Origin of the sequence: Longimicrobium sp. (assembly GCA_036387335.1) — a bacterium.
Classification (GTDB): domain Bacteria; phylum Gemmatimonadota; class Gemmatimonadetes; order Longimicrobiales; family Longimicrobiaceae; genus Longimicrobium.
The window spans coordinates 26,517-47,345 of sequence record DASVTZ010000014.1 but is presented as its reverse complement, the minus strand read 5'-3'; the positions used below and the strand labels follow the sequence as shown (position 1 = coordinate 47,345).

At 70.9% G+C, this 20,829-nt stretch carries 17 protein-coding genes and 1 riboswitch; of the genes, 12 read left to right on the top strand and 5 right to left on the bottom strand.

Features of this window, described 5'->3' with window-relative positions; translation table 11 throughout:
• The first annotated feature begins 76 nt into the window (after positions 1-76).
• Both VF647_01255 and VF647_01250 read left to right on the top strand, forming a co-directional pair.
• Complete coding sequence (locus VF647_01255; GenBank protein HEX8450687.1) at positions 77-802, top strand: DUF4236 domain-containing protein; 726 nt, start codon at positions 77-79, stop codon at positions 800-802.
• Positions 803-872: 70 nt separating this feature from the next.
• Entirely contained in the window at positions 873-1,832 is a 960-nt protein-coding gene (locus VF647_01250; protein ID HEX8450686.1) for a hypothetical protein, read from the top strand.
• Positions 1,833-2,004: 172 nt separating this feature from the next.
• Here VF647_01250 and VF647_01245 read toward each other — a convergent pair whose 3' ends face one another.
• Positions 2,005-2,844, bottom strand: coding sequence for a hypothetical protein (locus tag VF647_01245; protein ID HEX8450685.1), 840 nt, complete (start codon positions 2,842-2,844; stop codon positions 2,005-2,007).
• Between the two features lie 577 nt (positions 2,845-3,421).
• Here VF647_01245 and VF647_01240 point away from each other — a divergent pair.
• From VF647_01240 to VF647_01205, 8 genes are all read left to right on the top strand, one after another.
• Complete coding sequence (locus VF647_01240) at positions 3,422-4,960, top strand: GMC family oxidoreductase (GenBank protein HEX8450684.1); 1,539 nt, start codon at positions 3,422-3,424, stop codon at positions 4,958-4,960.
• On the top strand, positions 4,957-5,907 hold the full coding sequence (locus VF647_01235; GenBank protein HEX8450683.1) for a Gfo/Idh/MocA family oxidoreductase: 951 nt from the start codon (positions 4,957-4,959) through the stop codon (positions 5,905-5,907). The genes VF647_01240 and VF647_01235 overlap by 4 nt, the downstream gene beginning before the upstream one ends.
• A gap of 17 nt (positions 5,908-5,924) precedes the next feature.
• Entirely contained in the window at positions 5,925-6,752 is an 828-nt protein-coding gene (locus VF647_01230) for a hypothetical protein (GenBank protein ID HEX8450682.1), read from the top strand.
• Positions 6,753-6,855: 103 nt separating this feature from the next.
• A complete protein-coding gene (locus VF647_01225) occupies positions 6,856-7,974 on the top strand; it encodes an HD domain-containing phosphohydrolase (protein HEX8450681.1) in 1,119 nt (372 codons plus the stop codon).
• A gap of 16 nt (positions 7,975-7,990) precedes the next feature.
• Positions 7,991-8,071, top strand: a riboswitch (cyclic di-GMP riboswitch).
• 18 nt (positions 8,072-8,089) lie between these two features.
• Entirely contained in the window at positions 8,090-9,352 is a 1,263-nt protein-coding gene (locus VF647_01220) for a histidine kinase dimerization/phospho-acceptor domain-containing protein (GenBank protein ID HEX8450680.1), read from the top strand.
• Between the two features lie 272 nt (positions 9,353-9,624).
• Positions 9,625-9,969 carry an ATP-dependent Clp protease adaptor ClpS gene (locus VF647_01215; GenBank protein HEX8450679.1) on the top strand — a complete coding sequence of 115 codons (345 nt, stop codon included), beginning with the start codon at positions 9,625-9,627 and terminating at the stop codon, positions 9,967-9,969.
• A 3-nt stretch (positions 9,970-9,972) separates the two neighbouring features.
• Complete coding sequence (locus VF647_01210) at positions 9,973-12,279, top strand: AAA family ATPase (GenBank protein HEX8450678.1); 2,307 nt, start codon at positions 9,973-9,975, stop codon at positions 12,277-12,279.
• Between the two features lie 201 nt (positions 12,280-12,480).
• Positions 12,481-13,770, top strand: a complete 1,290-nt coding sequence (locus VF647_01205) for a hypothetical protein (GenBank protein ID HEX8450677.1) — start codon at positions 12,481-12,483, stop codon at positions 13,768-13,770.
• Between the two features lie 77 nt (positions 13,771-13,847).
• On the opposite strand, the gene VF647_01200 is transcribed toward VF647_01205, so the two are convergent.
• On the bottom strand, positions 13,848-14,138 hold the full coding sequence (locus tag VF647_01200) for a hypothetical protein (GenBank protein HEX8450676.1): 291 nt from the start codon (positions 14,136-14,138) through the stop codon (positions 13,848-13,850).
• A 214-nt stretch (positions 14,139-14,352) separates the two neighbouring features.
• On the opposite strand from VF647_01200, the gene VF647_01195 reads away from it, so the two are divergent.
• The gene (locus VF647_01195; GenBank protein ID HEX8450675.1) at positions 14,353-15,171 is read left to right on the top strand and encodes a helix-turn-helix domain-containing protein; all 819 of its coding nucleotides are present in this window, start codon (positions 14,353-14,355) and stop codon (positions 15,169-15,171) included.
• Between the two features lie 237 nt (positions 15,172-15,408).
• A complete protein-coding gene (locus VF647_01190) occupies positions 15,409-16,359 on the top strand; it encodes a helix-turn-helix domain-containing protein (GenBank protein HEX8450674.1) in 951 nt (316 codons plus the stop codon).
• Between the two features lie 78 nt (positions 16,360-16,437).
• Here the strand turns inward: VF647_01190 and VF647_01185 are convergent, their stop codons facing one another.
• From VF647_01185 to VF647_01175, 3 genes are all read right to left on the bottom strand, one after another.
• Positions 16,438-17,316 (bottom strand): alpha/beta hydrolase, encoded by an 879-nt coding sequence (locus tag VF647_01185; protein HEX8450673.1) that lies wholly within the window; start codon positions 17,314-17,316, stop codon positions 16,438-16,440.
• Positions 17,317-17,610: 294 nt separating this feature from the next.
• Positions 17,611-19,389 carry a PAS domain-containing protein gene (locus VF647_01180; protein ID HEX8450672.1) on the bottom strand — a complete coding sequence of 593 codons (1,779 nt, stop codon included), beginning with the start codon at positions 19,387-19,389 and terminating at the stop codon, positions 17,611-17,613.
• Positions 19,390-19,737: 348 nt separating this feature from the next.
• Positions 19,738-20,571: a murein L,D-transpeptidase catalytic domain family protein gene (locus VF647_01175; GenBank protein ID HEX8450671.1), complete on the bottom strand. Its 834-nt coding sequence runs from the start codon at positions 20,569-20,571 to the stop codon at positions 19,738-19,740.
• Positions 20,572-20,829 lie beyond the last annotated feature (258 nt).

The following is a 20,829-nucleotide window of genomic DNA, read 5'->3' as shown; positions in this document are numbered from 1 at the left end:
TGAGAGGTGTCCGACAACGCTACAAAGGCGGTACCCACTTCGACGGGCGAGCTCAATAATTCTGCTGGAGATCAATATGGGGTTTCGTTTCCGGAAGAGCATCAAGATTCTACCAGGCGTGCGTGTGAACGTCGGGCGCTCCGGCGTCAGCACGACCATCGGCGGGCGGGGGGCCAGCATCAACAGCGGCAGACGCGGCACATACCTGAACACCGGCGTTCCCGGCTCGGGGCTCAGCTACCGCGCCCGGATGGACGGCGGCTCGGGATCTATGGACTCCAGCGGGCGTGCCGGCAATGGCTGCGTGGGGTGTCTCGGCGGCTTCTTCGTGCTGGTGATCCTGGGCACGTGCATCGGAAGCGGTCCGCCCTCCTCACCGCCCAGTCCGCTACCGCTCACGGGTTACGAAACGAGCGCGCCCCCTGCGCCAGCCACGGACGAGCTTTACATCCACGAACCGCTCAACGTGCGCAGCGAGCCGAACAAGCATGGCGCGGCGCTTCGCACCCTCCCCCGCGGCACCGCCGTTCGCCTCGGGCCCAAGGATGAGAACGGGTGGGCTCCGCTGTACGACTACGCGGGGAATCCCGACGGATACGTGTACCGCGCCAGTGATGCGGTGCGCTCGTACCCGGCGCCCGAACGCACCCGAAGCACGCCGAAGGCACGTTCGCTCTCGTCCGGAGGCACACGCCGCTCTTCCGCCGAGTCGCGCGGATACTACACCGGCCCCCGCGGCGGATGCTACACCTACAGCGCCAGCGGGCGGAAGCGCTACGTCGACCATTCCTACTGCAACTAGAGGCACGATGGGTTGGAGAGGCACGATCAGGGCGATGGGTGCGGCATCTCGCCGCGCCGAGCGAGCCGCGGTGAGGCGCCAGCGCGAGCTCGAGCGCCAGCATAAGCAGTACGAACGCATGGCGGCGCTGGAACAGGCGGAGTACGAGGCGCAGGAGCACGCCAACTACGTCGACGTGCTTCGCTCGATGCAGCGCGATTGCGGGCCGGTCTGGGACTGGCGCAGGATCGCGGACGCGCCCCCGCCGCCCGAACCCCTCCCGGCTCGCATGCGTGCGGCCGAGGCGGAAGCGGCGCTGGAAGCGTTCCGGCCAGGGCTATTGGACCGGCTCCTGGGCAGAATCGACCGCAAGCAGGAGGAGCTCCGCGCCGCGATTGTTCGTGCGGCCGAGCAGGACACAGAGGACCACCGGGCGGCGCTCAAAGAGTACGAGAAACAGCGCGCCGAGTGGGCCGAGTCGCAGCAGCTCGCGCACGCGATTCTCGCCGGAGAGGCCGAAGCATGGCTCGCCGCGTTGGAGCAGTCGGGCGTGTTCGAGGAGATCGATGCGCTGGGAAGCAGAATCGTCTTCGGCTTCCACGAGAGCGGCCCTCCGGAGGCCGAGATTCACGTCAACACGGATGAAGTGATTCCCCGTGAAGAGCGAACCCTTCTACAGAGCGGGCGTTTGTCGGTGAAGAAGATGCCCGGGGGCAGGTTCAACGAGCTGTATCAGGACTACGTATGCGGGTGCGTGCTCCGGATTGCGCGAGAGGTGTTCGCGCTGCTCCCGCTCGACGGCGTCATCGTCACCGCGGTCGCGGACGTACTCGACACCACCTGCGGCCACGTACGCGAGCAGCCGATCCTGTCTGTCGCGTTTCCGCGCGAGGCGCTGGAGCGGCTGAACTTCGACGCGGTCGATCCATCGGATTCGATGAAGGGATTCGTGCACCGGATGAGCTTCAAGAAGACCACGGGGTTCGCGCCGGTGAGCCGGATCGATCCCGCGAGCGCCCAGGCACTCGCCACCCCACTCTTACGTGTGTAACGCGTCGGCAGTGGTGAAATCGAGAAGGACGTTCTCTGTAGCCTTTCCCGTTCCTCTGCGTCTCTGTGTGAAACCGCGTCCCCGGCGTTCGCGCGAGATCATGCATGTGCCCACGACAAAGCCCCGGCGCTGAACCAGCGCCGGGGCTTCGGTCATGGCAGCGTCAGGACGGTCAGGCTGTCCCGATGCCGCCCGTCCCGCCCGTCCCGCCCGTGCCGGCAGTCCCGCCAGTGCCACCCGCGCGCCCGGTGCCGCGCTCGTAGCCGTAGCGGCAGAAGTCGCGCATGGACTCGTACGTCCCCGCGCGGCTCCCCGTGAAGCCGCGGCGGATCTCCGGCTCCACCTCGTCGAAGCTCCGGCCGGTGTATGCGGGGTTGCGCGCGGCGGTGTAGCCCACGACGTAGTAGGTGCGCGCCTGCGGGTACGCCACCGTCGTCCGCGCCGGGTGCGACTCGTAGTGGCGGCGGTAGTGGGTCTCCTCTTCCTTGCCCTCGGAGACCGCCTCCAGCGCCTTCTTGCCGGCCCAGTACGCGCCGCCCGCCAGCGCCAGCCCGCCCAGCACGCGCTTCCACTCGAAGCCGCTGCGCACGTACTCGCGCACCTCGGCGAAGCGGCTGGTCTCGTGGGTCTTCTCGAGCTCAACCTCGACTTCCTGGTACTCGCGGTTCTGGTATGTGGGCTGCGCGGCCGCCTCGTGGCCCATCTGGTAGCCGGTGCGCGCCTGCTCGTACGTGTGCGTCTCCGGGCGGTCGGTGCGCGCCTCGAAGTCGCCGCGATAGACGTGCGTCTCGTGCGCGCCGAAATCGTCGTCGAAGCCGCCCGCCGTGCCCGGCTGCGACCCGTACCCGCTTCCCGTGCTCCCGGTGCCGGTCACGGCGCCCTCACTCCCGAGCCCGCTGCCCGTGCTTCCGCCGAGCCCGCCGCCCACGCCACCGGTGCTCCCGCCGAGCCCGCCGCCCGTGCTTCCGAGCCCGCCCGTGCTCCCGCTGCCCGCGTTGTCGTTCTGTGCCATTGTTGCGCTCTCCTGTCGCCGGTGAACCGATGCTGCGTGGGCGGCACCCCCGATGCACACTTCGGACCGCTGTGGCGGAGCCCGCGATCTGCGGAACTGGTGGCGAGCGAATGGTTTGCGGGGTTTTTGCGGATCGCGGAGACAATCATCGTAGCAGCGGACGGCGGGTCCGCGGCGGCGGAGCAAGGATCATCGAATGGCAGGGCACGGGCAGCCACGTGGGGCTGCCCCTGCCGTGGGTCGGTGGTGCGGAGGCGCATGGATTGGGGCGGGGGCGAGGGCGGGCAGACACGCAGGTCTGCCCCTACCGGCGTCGGTGCGCTGCGGCGGGTGCGGGGCGGCGGCAGGCACGGGCGGGGTCTCGACCGCGAGTCCGCGCAGGCGGACTTTGTGCCGTTGTTGCCGCGAGTTCACTCGCCAGGGCCCAACCAGGGCCAAACCAGGGCCATACCCTAATCACCCCCACCACTGGCGCCGGACGCCGCTTCGCCGCAGTTTACGCGGCTTCCCGCGCGAATTCGCTTTCCTGATGTTTCTGCCTGTGCCACCGTCCTCCCCACTCCTGGAACTCGACGCCGTGGTGATCGGCAGCGGCTTCGGCGGCGCGATGGCGGCGTGGGAGCTGGTGGCGGCCGGGTTGAGGGTGGCGATGGTGGAGCGCGGCGGATGGGTGGAGCGCGGGCCGCAGAACTGGGCGGGCGAGGGCGCCTTCGTCCGCACCCCCGCCTACGCGCCGGACAGCGCCTTCCGCGTTCTCCAAGGGCGCCGCTGGGCCGAGCAGAACCTGTGCACCTGCGTCGGCGGACCCTCGGTGTACTACGGCGGCTCGTCGTTCCGCTTCCGCCAGGGAGACTTCGAGCCCGCGCCGGAGATCGTGGGCGACTCGGGGGCCGCGTGGCCCTTTGCGTACGACGCGCTGGAGCCGTTCTACACGCAGGCCGAGCGCCTGCTGGGCGTGGCCGGCGCCGCGGGCACGGACCCCACCGAGCCCCCTCGCAGCGCACCGTATCCGTTTCCGCCTTCTCCGCTCGCGGCCCCGTCGCGGCGCATCGAGGCGGCGGCGCGGTCGCTGGGGCTGCACCCGTTCCCCATCCCGCTCGCCATCAACTACGCGGCGGAGACGGGGTGCCGGCGCTGCACCACCTGCGATGCCTTCGCCTGCGCCATCGGGGCCAAGAACGACATCGCCACGCGCATGGTGCCCGAGCTGGTGATGCGCGGGATGCAGCTCTTCACCGACACCCTGGCCGTGCGCCTGGTGGCCGAAGGGGGCCGCGTCGCCGCCGTCGAGTGTCGCAATCGCGCCACGGGGGAGCCGCTGGTGCTGCGCGCGGATAGCTTCGTGGTCGCCGCGGGGGCGCTCGCCACGCCGCACCTCCTGCTGGCGTCGGGGCTGGAGCGGATGAACCCGGCCGGGCACGCGGTGGGACGCTACCTGATGCGCCACTGCAACGCGATGACGTACGGCGTCTTTCCGCGCAACCCGAATCCCGGCAACGAGCACCACAAGCAGCTCGCCATCCACGACTTCTATTTTGGGGTGGATGAAAAGGACGCGCCTCCAGGCAAGCTCGGCAACATGCAGCAGGTGATGGGACCGCCCGCCGCCATGCTCGAAGTCGGTCTGCCGAAGCTGATCGCGCGGATGGCGACGCCGCTGGTGGAGCACATGACGGGGCTCCTCTCCATCGCCGAGGACCAGCCGCGGGCGGAGAACGGCGTCCGCATCGACCCGGGCGCAATCGACCGCTTCGGACTCCCGCGCATGAGCGTCACCTCGCTCTACTCGCCGCGCGACCTCGCCGCCCGCGCCGCCCTGGTGAGACGCGCCAAGAAGATCCTGCGCCGCGCCGGTGCGTGGGGGACCGCGACGTGGAAGGTGAGCACCTTTTCGCACGCCGTGGGCACCGTGCGCATGGGCGACGACGAGCGCACCGCCCCGCTCGACCGCGACTGCCGCTTCCGCGGCCTGGAGAACCTGTACGTGACGGATGGAAGCTGCTTCCCCACCTCCGCCGGGGTGAACCCGAGCCTCACCATCGCCGCAAACGCGCTGCGGGTGGGGCGCACGATGGCCGCGCACGCGAGCCCCGCGCACGCCGAGGCCGCCGGATGACGGGGATCGCCTTCCTGGGATGCGGCTTCGCCACCCGCATCCACACCAAGCGGCTCAAGGGGATGGAGGGGGTGACCCTCTTCTACGCCTCGCGCAAGCTGGCCAAGGCGGAGGAGTACGCGCGCAAGGCGGGCGGCGCGGGCGCGTTCGGCTCGTACGAGGCCGCCATCGCCGACCCGCGCGTGGAGGTCGTCGTCGTCGCCACGCCGCCCACGTCGCACCTGGAGCTGACGCTGGCCGCCCTCGCCGCGGGGAAGCACGTCGTGGTCGAGAAGCCGCCCTTTCTGCACGCCTCCGACTTCGACACCGTGCGGACGGCGCGTGACGCGGCGGGCCGGCGGGTGATGGTGGCGGAGAACTACTTCTACAAGCCGATGGCCGAGGCGCTGCGCGGCGTCATCGAGCGCGGCGACGTGGGCGAGCCGCGGCTGCTGACCATCAACGCGCTCAAGGAGCAGACGGTCGCCAACTGGCGCGGCGACATGTCGCTTGCGGGCGGCGGCGCGCTCTTCGAGGGCGGGATCCACTGGATCAACTTCATGGCCAACCTGGGGCTCCCCGTGCGCCGCGCCACCGGCTACCGCCCCGGCGGCAACACCGGCGAGCCCGACCTCACCACCCTCGCCGTCTTCGAGTACGAGGGCGGCGCGGTGGGGACGCTCGCCTACTCCTGGGAGATCGGCTCGCCGCTCAAGGGGCTGCGCCTTTCCGCGCTGTACGGCACGGAGGGCACGGCCACCTTCGAGACCAACGGCGTCTTTCTGGCCGTGCGCGGACGCCGCCGCCGCGTAGCCGTCCCCGGGCTCGCCGACATCCCGGGCTACGCCGCGATGTGGCGTGACTTCATCCCCGCCCTGCGCGAGAACCGCGAGCCGCGCTTCACCTTCGACGCCGCGCGGCGCGACATGGAGCTGCTCGAGTCCGTGTACGCCTCCATGGACCGCTGACCCACTTTTCCAATCCAATGAACACACTGGTACCTGCCATTCTCATCGGGCTCCTCGCGGGCGCGCACACCTCGTCCTGGGGGATGTACAAGGATGCCCCGCACGAGGGCTTCACCTTTCCCAAGTACTCGCGCAGCATCATCGTGGCGACGGTCGCGGCGGTCATCCTGGCGCTCATCGTCGAGCTGAACCTCATCCTGCCCAGCCACCTCTCCGTCTTCTTCGGCCTGGTGTACGCGGCCGAACGGCTCACGCTGGAGCTGTGGAAGAGCTTCCTGCGCGAGGAAGACCAGTCCAAGTACTTCATCCCCATGCAGTTCGGCGTCATGGGGAAGCCCATCCAGAGCCGCGCGGTTCGCTGGTCCGTCTTCGCCGCCATCCTGGTGCTCCTGGCGGTGCTGCTGTACCTCGCCAACTGGCTGATGAAGACGTACCCGGACGCCAACCCATGGCTGGTGCTCATTACCGTGGGCTCCATCGGCGGATGGCTGACGGCGTTCGGCGGGGCGTGGAAGGATGCGCCGGTGGAAGGCTTCGAGACCTTCAAGTTCTTTCGCAGCCCCATGGTGGCGCTCACCTGGGCCATCATCATGTCGTTCTTCACCACGAACTGGATCTACATCGCGGTGGCGGGCGCCGGGTATTCGGTGGCCACCATCGAGACGTACAAGACCTTCTTCTTCCCCAACAAGCCGCGCGGCAAGTTCGCCGGCAAGCCGATCCTCTTCCCCAAGATCCTGGAGCAGAGGCGCATCGTGGCGGTGCTTTACGCCTGCATCTGGGTGGTGATCATCGCGCTGCTGGTGCTCGGCTTCACGGGGCTGCGCGAAGGGCTTCTTCCGTAGCGAGCGCGGGGCCGCCGCACGCCCCGCGCGAAGACACTTGGTGGGCGCTGGCGCGTGTGCTACATTCGCCAGCGCACCCCCCTCTCCCCCGCTCCTTCAAGACATGCCGCTGGAGCTGTTTCCCCCGCCGGCCGGCCCGCCCCGTCTGCTGATCGTGGACGACGAGCCCGGCATCCGCCGCGTCCTCGCCGACATTTTCGCGGGCGGCGACTTCGTCATCTCCACCGCCGAGAACGGCCGCGTGGCGCTGGAGCACTTCATCGCGGAAGGCGCGGACATCGTCCTGGCCGACCTGATGATGCCGGAGATGGACGGCCTGGAGCTCCTCCGCCGCGTCAAGGCGCTGGACGACACCGCCGCCTTCCTCCTCCTCACCGGCGCGGGGACGATGGAGCAGGCCGTCGAAGCGCTGCGCCTGCAGGCGGACGACTACCTGCTGAAGCCGTTCAACGTGGACGAGGTGGTCCTCTCCGCCCGCCGCGCGCTGGAGCACCGGCGCCTGCTGCTGGAGAACCGCGCCTACCAGCGCGGCCTGGAGGCACGCGTCGCCGAGCAGGCGCAGCAGCTGGAGAACCTCTTCCTGGACGGCCTCCTCACCATCGCCAACGCGGTGGAGGCGCGCGATGCGTACACGGGCGGCCACCTGGAGCGCGTCACCGTCTACGCCGTGGCCGCCGGCTCCGCGCTGGGGCTGGGCGAGGACGAGCTGCGCGACCTGGTGGTCTGCGGGCTCCTGCACGACATCGGCAAGATCGGCGTGCCGGACCACATCCTGCGCAAGCCGGGCGTGCTGACGGAGGAGGAGACGTCGGTGATGCGGCGCCATCCGCTGATCGGGGCCGCCATCGTGGAGCGCAGCGCCTTCCTCCGCTCCGCAGCGCCGGGCGTGCTGCACCACCACGAGCGCTGGGACGGGCGCGGATACCCGTTCGGGCTGGCGGGCTCGGAGATCTCGTTGGCGGGGCGCGTGCTGGCCGTGGTCGACTCCTTCGACGCGATGGTCACCACCCGCCCGTACCGCGGCGCGCGGGCTACGGAGGAGGCGCGCGACGAGCTGGAGCGCTGCTCCGGCAGCCAGTTCGACCCCGACGTGGTGGCCGCATTCCGCTCCGCGCTGGACGCCGGGCTCCCCGCGCCGGCGGAGACGCGATACGTCCGCGTGCTGCTGGAAAGGGTGGGCGCACACGTAAAGCTTGCGCGATCCGGGGCGGCGAGCCTATAGTTTGCACATAGGTTTCACACGACAATAGCTCACCCGCCGCGAGGCGGGGTCGCAGAGCCGGGTGTCTCCCCCTCCGGGAGATAGGCCAGCCGCCGAACGTGAACACCGCGAAATCATGCCCAACCCCACCCGGGGAGCGGCATCCACCCCCGTCCCCGCGGGGACGGATGCGTTCTCCATACCCGCGGGCGCTCCATCGGAGCGCGTCCTGGCGGTCCTCCACCGAATCTCGGAGTGCGTCGCACGCCCTGCTGAGCTCGCCCGGCTCCTCCGCACCTTCGCGGACGAAATCGGCGTGCTCCTCCACGCATCCGCCACCACGGTGACCGCCGAGCCCGGTGGACTGCTGGCATTCCGCGTCGGCTCGGGCTTCCTCGCCTCCTTCGAAGGCGAGCTCCTCCCCAGCGAAGAAAGCTTCTGCGGCACGGCGCTGCGCTCCGGGATGATGCTGGAGTCGGCGGACCTGTCGCAGGAGCCGCACGCCTACCCGGGCGAGCAGGAGCTGGGCGCCGGTCCCGCCCTGGCGGCGGCGCTCCCCGCCCCCTCGGGCGCCGTGGGCGTGCTGCTCGTGCTCCGCCCGGCCGGCGCGCGTCCCTTCAGCGAAGACGACCGCGCCACGCTCGCCCTGGTGACGGAGTTCGCGGGCTCCGCGCTGGCCGGCGCGCTCGCCTTCGCGGAGGCGCGCGCCCGCCGTGTTCCCGTGGACGCCTGGCGCCGCGACCGCGAGACCGCCGCCTGGCGCCGCACCTACGACGCCGTCGCTGCGGGCAGCGGGCTCGCCCTCCTCCGCGTCGAGCTGGCGACCGGCCGCATCCACTGGGGCGCCGGCGTCGAGACGCTGGCAGGCCTCCCCGGCGAGGAGTGGGGCGCGACCGTGGAAAGCTGGGCGCAGCAGGTAGCCGCCGGCGACCGCGACCGCGTTGTGCGCGCCCTGGCCTCCCCCGGCGGCGTCTCGCGGCTCCAGATCTCGGCGACGGTAGCGGGTGGCCGCATCAAGCGCCTGCGCCTGGACACCTTTCCCGACGCCGCCGAGCCCGGTGTGCTCGCTGCCCTGCTGGCCGAGACGGAGGAGGTGCAGCGCGAGCCGTCCACCGTCCCCGTGGCGGCGCTGATCCGCGCGGTGCGGCACGAGCTCAACAACCCGCTCGCCGTCGTCGCCGGAACCGTGCACCTGATGGAAGCCTCCGGCGCCGCCGACGGCCAGCCCGAGCTCGCCCGCTCCGTCCAGCAGATCCGCGACGCCAGCGACCGCCTGCGCGACCTGAGCGCCCGCATCGGCCTTCTGGAGCGCAAGCCCGAGGCGGCGTTCGTCACCGACTCCGGGGGCCTCGGAGTCGCGGGCAACGGCGACCGCCCGCCAGCGCACAACGAACGGTAGCTCCCCACGCCGCCGCCGTGCGATCTGCAACGATCGTCGCGAAGTCAAATACCCGTGCCCCCGCCAAGATCCCGGACCGCGAGTCCGCGCAGGCGGACTTTGTGCTTTTGTTGCCGCGAGTTCACTCGCCCCGAAGCAAGCCTCCACACCCGCCATGAATCCACTCCGCCCGCTGATACCGTAGCACAGAAATGTACGGTCCGGACGTTGCAGGTATGTAACAGGAGATGGAAGTGCACGCCGGGAAGTGGAGAGCCGCCGATTCGCGAGAGATGACCGAGCCGAAGAAGCCACCGGAGCGCGGGCCCGCCGTGCGGCCGGAGCGTGAAGAGGGGATCGCGGTTCGCGAGCGCCCCGCCACGCGCACCCCGCGCCTCTTCCGGGTCCTCCTCCACAACGACGACTACACTTCCATGGAGTTCGTGGTGGAGGTACTCGTACGCTTCTTCGAGAAGACGACGACCGAGGCGACGCAGATCATGCTGCAGGTGCACCACGCGGGGCACGGAGTGGCGGGAAGCTACACGCGCGACGAGGCGGAGACGCGGGTGGAGCGGGTCGCCGCCGAAGCGAAGGCGCAGGGCTACCCCCTGCTGCTGAGCGTGGAGCCGGAGTAGCCGATGTCCACCCCCGCGCTGCGCCCCGAGCTGGAGGTAAGCCTCCACCTGGCCGTGCTGGAAGCGGCCCGCCGGGGGCACGCCTACGCCGGGCTGGAGCACCTCCTCTTCGCGCTCCTCCACGACGACGCCACCGCCTCCGCCGTCGAAGCCGCCGGCGCCCGCCCGGACCGCCTCCGCCGCAGGCTGGAGCGCTTCCTGGACGAGGAGGTCCGCAGCGGCACCGGCGTGCCGGTCGACAACAGCACGCCCACGCTCGGATTCCACCGTGCGGTGCAGCAGGCGGCGCTCCAGGCGCTGCGCTCGGGCCGTGAAGAAGTGACCGGCGCCCACGTCCTGGTCGCGATGTGGGACGAGGAAGACTCCTTCGCCGCTCACTTTCTCCAGGAAGCTGGCGCGGACCGCATGGAGCTGATGCGCCGCGCCTCCGCCTCCCCGGAAGCCGTCCCCGCGGGGCCTGCCCACGAGGAAAACGAGGATGCCCGCGACGAGGGCGACGCGCTGGCCCGCTTCGCCGTCAACCTAAACCGGCAGGCGGCGGAGGGGAGAGTCGATCCGCTGATCGGCCGCGAGCGCGAGCTGGGGCGGGCCATCCACGTGCTGGCCCGCCGCCGCAAGAACAACCCGCTCTTCGTCGGCGACCCGGGCGTCGGGAAGACGGCGCTCGCCGAGGGACTGGCGCTCCGCATCCACAGCGGCGAAGTCCCCGCCCCACTGCGAGGCGCCGAGATCTTTGCGCTGGACATGGGGGCGCTCCTGGCCGGCACCCGCTACCGCGGCGACTTCGAGGAGCGGCTCAAGGCGGTGCTCAAGGAGCTGGAAGCCCGCCCCGGCGCTATCCTCTTCGTGGACGAGATCCACACCCTGGTAGGCGCGGGTAGCACCAGCGGCGGGAGCATGGACGCATCCAACCTCCTCAAGCCCGCCCTCGCGGCCGGGCTGCGCTGCATCGGCTCCACCACGCACGAGGAGCTGAGGACACACTTCGAGCGCGACCGGGCGCTCGCCCGCCGCTTCCAGAAGATCGACGTCCCGGAGCCTGGCACGGAGGACACGGTCCGCATCCTGGAAGGGCTGCGGGGGCGCTACGAGGAGTTCCACAACGTGCGCTACGCCGACGCCGCCCTGCGCGCCGCCGCCGAGCTGAGCGCCCGCTACCTGCACGACCGCCGCCTGCCGGACAAGGCCATCGACCTGATGGACGAGGCGGGCGCCGAAGCCAGGCTCGCCGCCCCCGAGGGCAGCACCGAGCCGGCGGACGTGGATGCCGAAACGGTGGAGCGCATCCTGGCGACCATGGCGCAGATCCCGCCCCGCACCGTCGCCGGCAGCGACCGCGAGCGGCTGCGTACGCTGGAGTCGGAGCTCAAGGCTCGCGTCTTCGGGCAGGACAGCGCGATCGGGCAGCTCGCCGCCGCCATCAAGCTGTCGCGCGCCGGGCTCCGCGACCCGCGCAAGCCGATCGGCTCCTTCCTCTTCACCGGCCCCACCGGCGTCGGAAAGACGGAAGTGGCACGCTCCCTCGCCGAGGTGATGGGGATCGAGCTGATCCGCTTCGACATGAGCGAGTACATGGAGCGCCACACCGTATCGCGGCTGATCGGCGCGCCGCCGGGGTACGTGGGGTTCGACCAGGCGGGGCTGCTCACCGAGGCGGTGCGGCGCACCCCGCACGCGGTGGTGCTGCTGGACGAGGTGGAGAAGGCGCACCCGGACGTCTTCAACCTCCTGCTGCAGGTGATGGACTACGGCCGCCTGACCGACAACAACGGGAAGCAGGCCGACTTCAGGAACGTGGTGCTGGTGATGACGAGCAACGTGGGGGCGGAAGAACTCTCGCGCCGCCGCCCCGGCTTCTCCGGCGCCGATGCGGCCCCGAACGACGACGCGCGGGCGTTCGAGCGGACCTTCTCGCCCGAGTTCCGCAACCGGCTGGACGCCCGCATCGCCTTCGCGCCGCTGGGGCTGGAGGTAATGGAGCGGATCGTGGAGCGGATGGTGGCGGAAGTGGGCGCGCGGCTCGCCGCGCGGGGGGTGGAGCTGGAGCTGACCCCGGCGGCGCGGGCGTGGCTGGCCGAGCACGGGCTGGACCCGGCCAACGGCGCCCGCCCGCTGGCCCGCCTGATCGAGGAGCGGATCCTCCGTCCGCTGGGGGACGAGCTCCTCTTCGGGATGCTGGAGCTCGGCGGCGTCGCACGGGTGGACGCGCGGGACGGCCAGATCGTCCTGTCCCCTGATGGACGCCCAGGAACCGCCGCGGCGTTCGCGGCGGAGGGGGAAGGAAACGGTGTAGACCCTGGCGGGTACTGATAACCGTCAGGCCGCACCAGAGATGTGCAATCGTGGTGCGCCCGGACTCGCACTGTACACCACGCGTCGGATTCTGAACCGGGTCGTCGGGAATATCGACGCTTCGAGTGCTAAAAATCTGGCGCACGCGAGCCGCGATGCGTATCGTATACGGAAAGTTTACAGACCGAGCACCCAATGAAGGCACAAGGAGACCGTATAATGAGAGCCACCCGCGCCAAGACCAACGTGCGCGAGCCCCGCCGGTGGCGGACGCCGCCCCCCCTGATCCGCGGTTCGGAGACGCTGGAAGGGATGGACATCCTGCGCGAAGTCGGCAGCGAGGCGGGGGTCCTTCTCTGGCAGTCGTACCGCAACGTGATGTTCTGGGCCACGGCGGAGCCCGGAGAGCGCTCCACCCTGTTCTCGGCCGAAGCGAGCCGCAAGCGCCTCGCCGAAGTGGCGGCCGCGCGCCTGCCGCACGAGATCACCGAGCCGCTCACCGTCATCGGCGGCCTGCTCGCCGCGCCCGAGGACACCCCTGGCGACGCGGTGGCCGCTGCGTGCACCGCAATTGGGGAATGGGCGGAGGAAGAGCAGCACGGGGCGACGGCGCTCGCCTTCACCCAGGCGGCCGCGCTCGCCATGCCGCGCAGCGCGGGGCTGGCGCTCAAGGTGGGGCAGGTTGCTCGCGACCGGGCCGAGATGGCACGTGCCGAGACCTGGTTCCGGCACGCCATCATGATCTCCCGCCAGGTTGGCGACTGGGAGACCTACGCCCGCGCCTACATCGCGCTGGGGAACATGGCCATCAAGCGCGGCAGCTTCCCCGTCGCGCACCGCATGCACATCAAGGCGCTCCGGGCCGCGCGGCGGAAGGGCCTGCCCGCGCTGCAGGGCATGGCGGCGCACGACCTGTTCGTGGTCGCCACCGAGACGGGGCGGCACGCGCAGGCGGAGGAATACGCCCGTGCGGCGTTCCGCGCGTACGGCCCGCACCACGAGCGCCTTCCCCTCCTCGCGCACGACGTGGCGTACCTCTGGATGGAGCAGGGCCGTTTCGCGCCGGCGCTGGAGGTGTTCGAGGCGCTGCGCCCGCACGTCATCGGGCAGCGCGACCGCGGCGTCAGCGCGGTGGCGAACATCGCGCGAGCGGCCGGCGGCGTAGGCGACCGGGAGGTGTTCCGCAAGGCGTGGGTTGAGGTGAACCGGCTGGCGAAGGAGCCGGAGGTTCGCCCGGTCCTCGCCTCCGCGATGCTGGAGATGGCGCACGGCGCGTCGTCGCTGGGCGAGTGGGACCGCGCGGAGCAGGCGGCCGAACAGGCGCTGGCCCTGGCGACCGAACTGCGCCAGGCCAAGGTGATGATCAGCGCCGAGACGGTGCTCGACGCGGTCCGCAACGGGCGCCGCACCGAGCTTCGCGCCACGGGTACCGCCGCGCCCGCGAGCGCGGACACGGACATGTTCGCGGCGAGCCTGGTGCGGACGCTGGAACTGGCCAACGCCCGGTAGTAAGCGCAAAAAGAGGAACGGGCGGCGGGGTTCGCCCCCGCCGCCCGTTCCTCTTTTTTTGACGACTATGGCGGGGCTCAGCCCCCCGAGCCGTACTGCCCGCCTCGCGGAGGCGTGGTCACGCACGTGTAGGTGATGTTGCCGCTGGCGTCGGTGGTGATTACGATCGTACCGGCACAGGGCGGCGGCGGCGTGTCTTCCGTGATGGCGTCAGCGCCCGAGTCCCCAGTGGTGTCGTCGTTGACCGTGGCGGGCGCAGTGTCGTGGCGCACGGCCCCGGGCGCCGGGGAGCCGGTGATGGATTCGTTTCCGCAGGCGGCCAGAGCGGCCAGGGAGATAACGGCGAGAAGGATGCGGGCGGTCTTCATACTGAGGTTCCAATGTGCAGGGAGTTGGTACGGGCAGGGCGCGGTGGCCACGTGAGGCACAGTATATTTGTGCGTACGGCCGCCCGACTGCCCATTCTTCTTTCGTCTGGCTCCAGTTAATTCCGGACACGTCATGCCCCCGCCGCGCCGCACACTGCTCATCATGCACCCAAATGGTGCATTCCGGGAACGTGTTCAATCGATTAGTGCAAAGGTGTTCCGTTGCCAATCGGTCTCCACGTGGCCCGAGCTTCGCGCGGCAGCCGCCCAGGCGCCGCCTTCCACCCTCCTGGTGCTGGACCCCTACCGCAAGAACGCGCGCGGCCTCTGGAAGGTGACTCCGGAGCTGCGCGGTTTCCTTTGGGAGTTCCCCTCCATCACCGTGGTGGCCGCGATTGACGTGCGCGCCGGCTGCTCGCACGACCTCCGCACGCTGGGCGAGTGGGGAGTGGCGGACGTCATCTCCATCTACGAGGACGATACCGGCGAGGGGATGCTGCGACGGCTACAGCTGGCGCAGGGCCGCCCGCTGCAGAACCTGCTTGCGCGCTCGCTTCCCGCCACCGTGTCTGGCCAGTCGCGTACCCTGCTGATGACGGCCGCCGAGGTGGTGTCGATGGGCGGGAAGGGGCGCGACCTGGCGCGCGCGCTCCACCTTTCCCAGCGCACCGTGCTGCGCTGGGCAGAGCGCTCTCGCCTCCCCCCGCCGCGCCGGATCCTGGCCTGGATGCGCATCCTGCTGGCTTCGTCGCTGCTCGACGACCCGGGGCGCACCGTGTTCAGCGTGGCGTGCGCGTGCGGCTACGCGTCGGACAGCAGCCTGCGGCGCGCGATGCAGGACTTCCTCGGCACCATCCCCACACACCTGAGGCGCGAGGGGGCGTTCGAGCGCGCGACGCACGCCTTCATCCGGGAATTGGCGGAGTTCAAGGAGTTGGGGCCGGAAAGCATCGTCACGGGCCGCGGCCGCGCCGCCACCGACCGCCGCGCCCGCGCCGCCGCGGAGGCCGCGCGGCGCGAGGCGACGAAGTAGCGCGGGCCCCACCGCGCTTGTTCCTCGCTGCCCCTCCCTCAAACTGCGGGGAGGGGCACTGTGTTCCGTCCACCCAACTCGCAACACACGTTAACTAGGTATGGCCGCGAATCGGTTCAATCACCGGAGGTTTGGCGGAAACGCTGGACAAGTCGTGATCGACGCGGTAGCTTGATGTGTGTTCTACGTATGACGCGATCCGACACGAGTACGTTCATCCAGCCGAGCTGAGGCAGCATGCAACCCATTCTTCGGCCGCTGATCGTGATGCATCCGGATTCCGTGTTCAAGGAGCGGATGCGGCGCATCGGCAGCCAGCGCTTCCAGACCCAGTTCGTCTCCGACTGGGACGTGCTGCGCACGACCCTGCAGGAGTCGCCGCCGGCCGCGCTGGTGGTGGTGGACCCGTACCGGCGCACCTACGGCTCCGAGGCGGAGCTGGCGCCGGAGCTGCGCTCGCTGCTGTGGGAGTTCCCCACCGCGACGGTGATCGCCGCCCTCGAGGTGCAGCGCGGGCGGATGCGCGACCTGCGCACGCTGGGCGAGTGGGGGGTGAAGGAGATCATCGCGCTGGACGAGGAAGACACGCTGGAGGCGATCACCCGGCGGCTGCGCGCGGCGCAGGGGCGGCCGCTGCAGAGCCTGCTGGAGCGCTCCCTGCCGGCGAACCTTTCCGGACGCGCGCGCGCCCTGCTGATGGCTGCCGCCGAGGTGGTGGCCGAGGGCGGGCACGGGCGCGACCTGGCCGCGGCGCTCCGGCTCTCCGAGCGGACGCTGCTTCGATGGGCCGAGCAGGCGGACCTGCCGCCCCCACGCCGCATCCTTGCATGGATGCGCGTGCTGCTGGCCTGCGAGCTCCTGGACGACCAGGCGCAGACGGTGCTCTCGGTGGCGTACACCTGCGGCTACGCGTCGGACAGCTCGCTGCGGCGCGCGGTGCAGGAGTTCACCGGCGTGCTGCTGACCGAGCTGCGGAAGCGCGGCGCTTTCGCGACCGCATCCGAGATGTTCCTGAAGGAGCTGGAGGAGACGCGTGAGCATGGCCGGGCGCGCCGCAAGGCAGCCCGCGCGGAGGCTCGCGCCGCGCTCCAGGCCGAGCGTGCCGCGGCCACCGCACGTGGCGAGCGTGGGACCCGGGGCCGCCGCGGCGCTCCCCGCAAGCGCGCCGCCCGCCCGGCCGCTTCCTGATCGTCGCACGTAAAGAGGCCCGGGGACCGCAACGGTTCCCGGGCCTCTTTCCGTCTGTGAACTCCGCCTGAGCAGACTCTACCTTGCCGCGGTGCAGCCGCGGCGCGGGTCGCGCACGAAGGCGTCGACGTCGTCCAGCACCGGCGCGATCCGCAGGCGGGGCGCGGAGAGCGCGACCACGATCTTCACGTGTCCCACGCCCGGGTACACGATCGAGCGCGCGCACCCCCCACGATTCCGGATGCGCGCGGCCAACCGCACGGAGTTCTCCACCGCCACGGTGCGGTCGCCGCCGCCGTGGAGAAGGAGGAGCGGGGGTTCGGTGCCGTCGACGTGGGTGGCGGGATAGGTGGCGGGCCAGCCCTCGCGCGGGCCCATCAGCGCCTGCACGTCCGGGTCGGTCCAGGTGGTGTCGACGGGCCCGGCGAGCGAGACGAAGCCCCGCACCGCCCCCGCGGGAACCCCGGCGTCGCGCAGGAAGTGCTCGTCGAGCGCCAGGAGCGCGGCGCTGTGGCCGCCCGCGGAGTGCCCCACCACGAAGATGCGGGTGCTGTCTCCCCCGAAGCGCGCGGCATTGTCGCGGGCCCAGCGGACGGCACGCGCCCCGTCTTCCACCCACGCCGGGAAGCGGACCGCGGGCGCGAGCCGGTAATCGGGGACGACCGCCACCCACCCCCGCCGCGTGAGGGCGTCACCCAGGAGACGGTAGTCCCCGCGCGACCCGCTGTTCCAGCGCCCGCCGTGGAGGAACACCAATACCGGCGCGGATGCACGCACCGCCTTCGGCCGGTACACGTCCAGCCGGTGCCGCGCTTCCGGCCCATACGCCACGCCCTCGGTGCGTACGAAGTGGCTCCCCAGCAGCAGCGACTCCGCCGCCCGCCTCGGCGAGCAGCCAGCGGTGGCCAGCGCGGTGATCGCGGCCATTGCGGGGAGGAGGGCGGAGCTTCGGCGCATTCGCGGTGAAGAGGTTCTGGCGAGTGAACTCGCTGCAACAACAGCACAAAGTCCGCCTGCGCGGACTCCCCGTCGAATATCGCGTTTCACGAGCCGGCTTCAGCCGGCTTCGCGTGGTTCCAGCCGGGGGATTCATCCCCCGGTTTTAGACGCCGGCGTTTCACAATCACCGCCGTCCATGAGAGCAATACGTCAGCCGCCGCCCGCATGGATGCTTCGCAAAGAACGGAGGCGAGGAACCCCGGATGCCGCGGGTCCCTCGCCTCCGTTGCGTTCAGACCAGCGGCCAGGGTGTCACCCCCGGCGGCGGGCGGGCGCGATGTTGTGCTGGATCAGGAGCGCCGCGATGGTGCGCGCCGGCGTGCGGGAGACGAACGACGGGAGCGGCACCAGCATCCGCGGGGAGTCGCTTCCCAGCTTCTGCCGCGCGGCGGGCGTCAGCAGCACACTCTCGGACGGGGTGAGCGACGCGATCGCGGCCGCATCGTCGGCCAGCACCACGCGTAGGCGCTCGGAGCCGCGAAGGAAGCGGAGACGGGCCGCGTACCCCGCATCGGCTACCACGGCGGTGAGCGGACCCTCGGCCAGCCGCTCCTCCGCCGCCTGCACCATCTCTGGGCCGGCGGCCAGCACCAGCACCGGGATCCCCAGCGCGCGGCCGGCGGCGTGCGCCTCGGTGGCGTGGAAGGCGGTGGTGACGATCAGCTCCACGCCATGCAGCGCCTCCGGAGCCCCGCGGCCATCGGCACGGAAGGAGCCCGGCGCCACCGGGATGGCCTCCATCCCCCACTGCCCCGCCATCTCCGCCACGAGCGCGGCGCGCTCGTCCTCAACCGACTCCATGCAGGCGCAGCGCACGCGGGTGGAGGTCGTCCAGCGGCCCACCACGTCGGCGAGCTGCGGGATGCGGATGCGCAGCCCCGAGGCGCCCTCCAGCACGCCGGCCAGCCAATCGGCCGTCTCGCCCAGCGGCGGCGCCGCGGGCTCCCACGCGCCTGCCACGAATGCGCCCTGCCGGTTGCGGACCTCCACCAGCCCCTCTGCGGCGAGGGCGCGATAGGCGGCGGCGACGGCGCGGTGCTCGGCCCCAGCCGCGTCCGCCACCTGGCGGATGCTGGGGAGGCGGCTCCCCGGGCGCAGGTGGCCCAGGTGCAGCCCAGACGCGATCCAAGTGCGGAGCCGCTCGTACACGGTGCCGGTCGCGGCCTCACCCGCCAGGGCGGAGCGGCACTGCTGGAGGATGGACTCCGCGTCGTCGCGCTCGCTGGTGCGCGCCTCGGGCGTCTCGGCGGCGAAGGTGAGGAGCGTCCCGCGCCGCGCATCTCCGGCCAGGAGCGGCGCAACGGAGGCGCGCAGGCGCACGGTCTGCCCGTTGCCGCGCGTCACCTCCGCCGGCACGCCGTCCAGCCGCTCGCGGGTGCGCAGAAGGGCATCGCCCCCCGCCTCCTCGCCGGGGAAGCGCACGGGGCAGGCTTCGCCCACCGTCTCCGGTTCCCAGCCCAGCGCGTCGGTCGCGGCGCGGTTCCAGCGAAGGAGGGTGCCGTCCAGGTCCAGCGCGCAGGCCGGCGTGGCCAGGGCGTCCAGCATCGCCTCCAGCAGCGTCGTCTCGTCGCGCGCGGAGTCCAGCGAATCCGCCAGGCCGCGGAAGACCCAGATCAGAGCGGCGCGGCCCTGCGCCTCGCGCATCACACTCACCCGCGCCTTCACGCGCAGGGGAAGGGCGCCGCGCGGGCGCAGGCTGACCTCCCACTCCGCCGTCTCGTCCTGCGGAAGCCCTTCCAGGATGCGGTTGCGGAAGTCGCGCCGGTCCTCTTCGCCCACGAACACGGCGAGCGGCTTTCCGGCCAGGGCTTCCGGACGCGCACCCAGGAGCTCGCCTGCGGCGCGGTTCGCCTCGCGCACCACGCCGGCCGCGTCGGTCACCAGGCACGGGTCGGGCAGGTGGGTGAAGAAGCCCAGGTAGCGCGCACGCTCCGTCTCCAGCGCATGCTGCACGGCGCTGAGCATGTCGCTCTGCACGCGCAGCTCCTCCTCGGACACGCGCAGCTCTTCCAGCGCGAGGCTGAGCTCCATGAGCGCCTCACGGGTGGCGCTTCGGTCCGAGGTGGTGGATTCGCGCCGCGTGCGGTCTTCGAGCGACCGCAGGCGGGGCGTATGCGCATCTAGGAACTCGCGAATCTCACCAAGAGCCATGCGGAAATCGCCTTTCAGGGGGGCGCGGCGTAGGGAGGCAGCACGCGAGGGAGGTAAACATACGATCCGCGCAAACATGCTGCCAGCGATGTCCAGTTTAACTGCCCTGCTTGTGACACGGGCGATACATCTTCGCTTCGTGTCACACCCCCGGTCCGGTATTGCTGCTTTCCCGGGAAGATGTCAAAGCGGCTCCACGCTTTTGCACGCGCGGAGCCGCCACCAGCATCATCCGTTCAGCGCATCCCGGTGCACCCACGGGTCGCTCTTCAGCCACGTCTTGTCGAGCGGCGAGAAGAGGAAGACCATCCCGCCGTTGCCGATCCTGGGGATCAGCTTCTGGGCGCGCGCCGGGTCCATCGCGGGGCACCCTTCGCTGCGGCCGGCCTCGCTCTCGCTCACGTATGGCGCGCCGTGCACCACGACACGGCGCTGGCGGGCGGCGCTGTTGAAGCGGCCGGAGACCCCGTCCAGGCGCAGTCCGACCGAACGGTACACCTGGCCGCTCGCGTGCCCGGTGAAGGCGTAGACCTCGCGCGCCTTGAACAGGCCCAGCGAAGAGGTGGCGCTCCCCTCACGGTTCGTGAACTTCGTGGGGACGCCGTACTTGGCGCCGGACCCGCGGCCGTGCGCCACGGCGAACGGTCCGTCCACCACCCGCAGCGCCTCCATGTCGAAGACGTAGCCGCGCTTGGTGCGGCTGTCCAGCCCGTAATCCACGAAGTACAGGTACGGCTTGCGGACCTCGTTCGGATGCTCCGCCTTGTAGTTGTAGTAGGCCTCGAAGGCCAGGCGCAGCGCGTCCGGATGGCTCTGCTTGCGGACGTCGCCGGCAAGCGCTGCCAGCGCGGTCTCCGCCTCGGACAGCTCTTCCACGGGCGCGGGCTTCTCGATCCCCACCCCGCTCAGCACGGCCTGGGCGGCAGGCCGGAACGCGGCGGCGGCGACCGGCGGCTGCGCGTGCTCGGCCGGCGGGGCGGCGCTCTTTGTATCGTTCGGAAGCGATGCGGCGACGCCGAAGATGATGGCGGCGGCCCCGAGTGCCTGGAGGTTCGAGTTCATGTCCGATCTATCTCGCGTTTCGGGGCGCCCGCACTGTGCGGCCGGCGCCGGGAAGCGAATCCATGGGAGCGCCGCAACCCACCCGGCGAACCGTCTTAACTGTTTGCAGGAGTACAACTTAACCAATAAACACCCGATGATCAACCCCTTTGCCTCGTCAATGCGGAGGCATCCAGAACCACGTCTCACACAGAGCCACAGAGGGCAAGAAGAGAGGAACAGGAGGGGTCTCCGCGGCTCTGTGGTTCCCTCCGTGTT

What these genes read in the sequence shown, in the direction of transcription:
- VF647_01235 (HEX8450683.1), top strand. Translation starts at nt 4,957, where the DNA reads ATGACGGGGATCGCCTTCCTGGGATGCGGCTTCGCCACCCGCATCCAC.
- VF647_01230 (HEX8450682.1), top strand. Translation starts at nt 5,925, where the DNA reads ATGAACACACTGGTACCTGCCATTCTCATCGGGCTCCTCGCGGGCGCG.
- VF647_01220 (HEX8450680.1), top strand. Translation starts at nt 8,090, where the DNA reads ATGCCCAACCCCACCCGGGGAGCGGCATCCACCCCCGTCCCCGCGGGG.
- VF647_01215 (HEX8450679.1), top strand. Translation starts at nt 9,625, where the DNA reads ATGACCGAGCCGAAGAAGCCACCGGAGCGCGGGCCCGCCGTGCGGCCG.
- VF647_01185 (HEX8450673.1), bottom strand. Translation starts at nt 17,316, where the DNA reads ATGCGCCGAAGCTCCGCCCTCCTCCCCGCAATGGCCGCGATCACCGCG.
- VF647_01175 (HEX8450671.1), bottom strand. Translation starts at nt 20,571, where the DNA reads ATGAACTCGAACCTCCAGGCACTCGGGGCCGCCGCCATCATCTTCGGC.
- VF647_01190 (HEX8450674.1), top strand. Translation starts at nt 15,409, where the DNA reads ATGCAACCCATTCTTCGGCCGCTGATCGTGATGCATCCGGATTCCGTG.
- VF647_01225 (HEX8450681.1), top strand. Translation starts at nt 6,856, where the DNA reads ATGCCGCTGGAGCTGTTTCCCCCGCCGGCCGGCCCGCCCCGTCTGCTG.
- VF647_01255 (HEX8450687.1), top strand. Translation starts at nt 77, where the DNA reads ATGGGGTTTCGTTTCCGGAAGAGCATCAAGATTCTACCAGGCGTGCGT.
- VF647_01245 (HEX8450685.1), bottom strand. Translation starts at nt 2,844, where the DNA reads ATGGCACAGAACGACAACGCGGGCAGCGGGAGCACGGGCGGGCTCGGA.
- VF647_01210 (HEX8450678.1), top strand. Translation starts at nt 9,973, where the DNA reads ATGTCCACCCCCGCGCTGCGCCCCGAGCTGGAGGTAAGCCTCCACCTG.
- VF647_01180 (HEX8450672.1), bottom strand. Translation starts at nt 19,389, where the DNA reads ATGGAGCTCAGCCTCGCGCTGGAAGAGCTGCGCGTGTCCGAGGAGGAG.
- VF647_01200 (HEX8450676.1), bottom strand. Translation starts at nt 14,138, where the DNA reads ATGAAGACCGCCCGCATCCTTCTCGCCGTTATCTCCCTGGCCGCTCTG.
- VF647_01205 (HEX8450677.1), top strand. Translation starts at nt 12,481, where the DNA reads ATGAGAGCCACCCGCGCCAAGACCAACGTGCGCGAGCCCCGCCGGTGG.